Origin of the sequence: Chryseobacterium sp. SIMBA_028, from assembly GCF_046535285.1 — a bacterium.
Classification (GTDB): domain Bacteria; phylum Bacteroidota; class Bacteroidia; order Flavobacteriales; family Weeksellaceae; genus Chryseobacterium.
Genome location: NZ_JAWRWZ010000297.1, coordinates 1 through 271 on the forward strand (window position 1 = coordinate 1; position 271 = coordinate 271).

1 protein-coding gene is annotated in these 271 nt (G+C 62.4%); it reads right to left on the minus strand.

Features of this window, described 5'->3' with window-relative positions; all coding sequences use genetic code 11:
• On the minus strand, positions 1–207 hold a 207-nt coding region (locus SCA31_RS23530), incomplete at its 3' end, for a hypothetical protein (protein WP_410699432.1).
• Positions 208–271: the final 64 nt, after the last annotated feature.

Sequence of the window (271 nt, forward strand, 5' to 3'; positions counted from 1 at the left end):
CTGGCTGTTCGAAGAAGGGGAGGCCGACGCTGAGCTGAGGCCGGCTTCCGCGGCAGCGAATTCCGATTCGCTCGGATTCGAACTGAACGCGGTGAGTTGAAGCACGACGGCGAGGATCACCGCCACAGCGGCGGCACCAATGGCAAGATAGTTATCCCGTTTGCGCCTCTTGGCTTGCTCCTGCCGCAGGGCGCGCTTGGCTTCCATCTGCCGGATGCGCCGTTTCGCTTCACGGTCGTCCCGCGATCTTGTTGCCAAGAGTCCTCCTGAT